Genomic DNA, 2,807 nt, shown 5'->3' on the forward strand with positions numbered 1-2,807 from the left:
GCAGGGCGCGGTGGCCGGCATGTTGTGCGGGCTGGGCGTGACCGTGTACTACCTGCTGTCGCATGTGGAGGCCGTGCGCGCCGTGGTGCCTGCCGTGCTGCTGGCGGACGGCCTGTGGTTCGGCATCCAGCCGATCTCGGCCGGCGTGTTCGGCGTGCCGGTGGGCCTTGCGACCGCGTGGCTGGTGAGCCTGCTCACGCGGGCGCCGGGGGCGGGCCCGTCGGTCCATTCGCGCCTGCCGGGGATGTGAACGGCGGGTGCGCGCGCCACGGCGCACGCTGGGGCTCGCGGCGATGCGGGCGGGGATGGTGGTTATGGATAAACCCGGATTCACAAAGCCCCGACCGCGTGCGACGCTGCGCCCAACCATCGGACGGGCCCGTGCCCCCGACGCCGCCGAAAACGATCAGGGGGAACCGTGCTACTCGTCAAGACATCTGCAGGCCATCTGGCCCTCAAGGACCGCCACGGCGCGCTGACCTCGCGGCAGCGTTCGGCCTTCATCCTGTTCGATGGCAAGCGCACGCTGGCACAGGTGCTGGCGGCCACCGCGACCATGGGCATCGGCATGGACGACGTGCTGGCGATGGTCGGGCAGGGCCTGCTGTCGTTGCCGGACGGCAGTGCGCCCAACCTGCAGAACGCGTCGCCCGAGGGCATGCCGGCCCCGGCGGGCGCGCCGGGCGCGGCCCCGGCAACGGGCGAGTCATCCTCGCCCATGGAGCGCTACCAAGCGGCCTATCCGATCGCCACGGAAATCACGTCCAGCCTGGGGCTGCGCGGCTTTCGGCTGAACTTGGCGGTCGAGGGCGCACGCAGTTTCGACGACCTCGCCGCACTGGCGCCGAAGATCCGCGAACTGGTGGGCGATGAAAAATACCGGCGCCTGGAGCGGGCGCTGTTCGGCTGACCGGCCCTGCGCAGCGGGCCGGTCCTGCCGCAGCGCCGTGGCGATGCGGCAGGAAGGCGTGGATCAGGGCTGCACGTCCACGCGGCCGTAGGCGCCGTTCACGCCCTTGTTCGGCCCCGCCACATAGAACAGCGTGTTCAGCGGCTGCTGGTTCAGGCCGTTGCCGAACGCGATGCCACGCACGCCGTCCAGCTGCAGGGTCGTTCCGTCCTTTTGCGCCAGGGCGCCGTTCCATTCGCCCGTTGCGGGGTCGAACGCCTGCAGCGTGCCGTCGCCTTCATTGGCGATGATCAGGCGGCTGCTGGCCCCGGCGAAGTTGCCAGGCGCCTGGGCGATGCCCCAGGGTGCGTTGAGCGTGGCGCCGGGCGTGACGATGCGCTGCGCCAGCGTGCCGTCGGTGTTGAAGGCGTTCAGCGCGCCCAGGCCGGCGCCGGCCACGGCGTTGCGCCGGTTGGCGTCCTGCTGCGCATAGGTCACGTAGATGCGCGTGCCGATGGTCTGGATGCCATAGGGCGCATAGTTGGCCGGCAGCTGCGGGTCGGCGAAGCTGCCCGCCAGCTGCACCTTCTGGAAGCTGGTGTCGAACACGTCGATCTTGTTGTTGCGGAAGTCGGTGGCATACAGGAAGTCCGCGCCGCTGCGGGTGGCCACGGCCAGGCCCTTGTAGACCGCGCCGCCGCCGTCCCGGTAGGTCACGATGGCATTGGCCAGATCGGCTGCCGGGCTCCAGCCGGAGAGGCTGCCGTCCTCGCTGGAAAACACGAAGCGGCTGGGGCCGGTCACGCCGTTCTTGGTGACCGGGAAGCTGCTGGTGCCGCTGAAGATGATGCCGGTGGGGTTGGCCGGAGCGCTGCCGGCCGGGGGCACGGTCACCACCAGGGTCTGCGGCACGCCGTTGCCGTCATAGAGCGTGGACTTCTGCGTGGCCGTGGCGGTCACCCAGACGAAGCCGTTCGGGTTGAAGGCGATGCCCCAGCCGTTCTTCAGGTTGGCATCGGTCTGCGTGCCTGCAATGCTGCCGTCGGACACCACGGCCTTGGCCGTGAAGGAGGTGACCGTCGGCGGGGCGTCGCTCCCGCCGCAGCCGGCCAGCACCAACGCCGTCGCCGGCACCGCACCCCACAAGATTCTGGATATTTTCAAGATTGCTCCGTTGGAAGATCGCAGTCATTTTTCTGCCGTCGTGAGTGCGGACTGCGTTGCCAAAGGTTGTGGGGGGCAGTGAAAAGAAAATGCAAGCGCTGGCGGGCAGGCAAGGGCGCTCCACATGGAAAAAGGGCCATGCCTTCTTGCGAAGGCACAGCCCTTTGGGGGGAGGCGGCGCCCACCGGGCGCCGGTCTCGGTGCGGACCGCGCCGCGCCGATCAGCCGCCGACGCCGAGCAGCTCGACGTCGAACTTCAGCGTGGCGTTCGGCGGGATCACGCCACCGGCACCGCGGGCACCGTAGCCCAGGGCGGCGGGAATGATCAGCGTGCGCTGGCCGCCCACCTTCATGCCCTGCACGCCTTCGTCCCAGCCCTTGATCACCATGCCGGCGCCCAGGCCGAACTCGAACGGATCGTTGCGGTCGCGGCTGGAGTCGAACTTGGCGCCTTGCTCGCCGTTGTTGTAGAGCCAGCCGGTGTAGTGCACGCTGACGTGGTTGCCGCGCGTGGCCTCGGCGCCTTCGCCCACGACGGTGTCTTCGTATTGCAGGCCGGAGGGGGTGGTGGTGAATGCCATGGGTGTTCCTTTCGAAGTGCTACTTAAATGATAGCGATATGCCCTAGTGCTTATTGCGCTGGGACCTAAAAGACCAAAACCCGCGCAGCGCGCGGGTCAGGCAGGGTGGCGGACGCTGGAGGGGCCTCGCGCCGGCTTGTTCGACTTACTTCTTGACCCGCGCCGCGACCCAG

The 2,807-nt window shown here is 68.9% G+C and carries 3 protein-coding genes and 1 pseudogene; 2 read left to right on the forward strand and 2 right to left on the reverse strand.

Annotated elements, in window-relative coordinates; all coding sequences use genetic code 11:
- Window positions 1-250, forward strand: a pseudogene (locus AC27KI_RS22220) (cation acetate symporter); the annotation flags it as partial.
- 168 nt (window positions 251-418) lie between these two features.
- Window positions 419-910 (forward strand): hypothetical protein, encoded by a 492-nt coding sequence (locus AC27KI_RS22225; RefSeq protein ID WP_487090828.1) that lies wholly within the window; start codon window positions 419-421, stop codon window positions 908-910.
- Between the two features lie 63 nt (window positions 911-973).
- Here AC27KI_RS22225 and AC27KI_RS22230 read toward each other — a convergent pair whose 3' ends face one another.
- On the reverse strand, window positions 974-2,053 hold the full coding sequence (locus AC27KI_RS22230) for a TIGR03118 family protein (protein WP_487115873.1): 1,080 nt from the start codon (window positions 2,051-2,053) through the stop codon (window positions 974-976).
- Window positions 2,054-2,274: 221 nt separating this feature from the next.
- A complete protein-coding gene (locus AC27KI_RS22235) occupies window positions 2,275-2,634 on the reverse strand; it encodes an FKBP-type peptidyl-prolyl cis-trans isomerase (RefSeq protein ID WP_272568163.1) in 360 nt (119 codons plus the stop codon).
- Between the last annotated feature and the right edge of the window lie 173 nt (window positions 2,635-2,807).

The organism is Acidovorax sp. KPB24-03, assembly GCF_057546605.1.